The 538-nt window shown below is 47.8% G+C and carries 2 protein-coding genes; both read left to right on the top strand.

Annotation, left to right across the window (positions count from 1 at the left end):
- A partial coding sequence (locus tag R7Q09_RS27900; protein WP_318144176.1) for a nicotinate-nucleotide--dimethylbenzimidazole phosphoribosyltransferase occupies positions 1-183 on the top strand: 183 nt, incomplete at its 5' end.
- A gap of 44 nt (positions 184-227) precedes the next feature.
- The coding region (locus R7Q09_RS27905) for an adenosylcobinamide-GDP ribazoletransferase (RefSeq protein WP_318144177.1) at positions 228-538 on the top strand (311 nt) is incomplete at its 3' end.

Raw genomic sequence — 538 nt, forward strand, 5'->3', positions numbered from 1 at the left:
CATCGCTCAGAAGAAAACGGACACAAGTTTGTGTTGGAGTCATTAAAAGCCGAACCTTTGCTGGATTTAGGGCTCCGCCTCGGTGAAGGAACAGGTGCTGCGTTGGCATTGCCGCTATTGAAGGCCGCTGCGCAGTTCTATAATAAAATGGCCAGTTTTGAGAGTGCGGGAGTAACGGTTTAGTGTCTGAGTCAAAAAGTTCACGACAAGCAACGCTACGCTATCAAATGGAGCTATTCCTCTTGGCTGTGAGCTTTTTTAGCCGCTTGCCTGTACCGAGTGACTTACCTTACAGCGAAGAACGTATGAACCAAGCTGGGCGATATTTTGCCTTGGTTGGTGTGATTCTTGGTGTGCTTTGCGCGCTTGTGTTCTACTTCACTCAACTTATTTTCCCTGATTCTGTTGCTATTGTATTAACCATGGCGTTCAGCTTGTTGCTCACCGGTGCTTTTCACGAAGATGGTTTGACTGATATGGCAGATGGCATTGGTGGCGGTATGACGGTTGAGCGGCGTCTTTCTATCATGAAGGACAG

Source organism: Vibrio sp. 2130-1 (assembly GCF_033339515.1).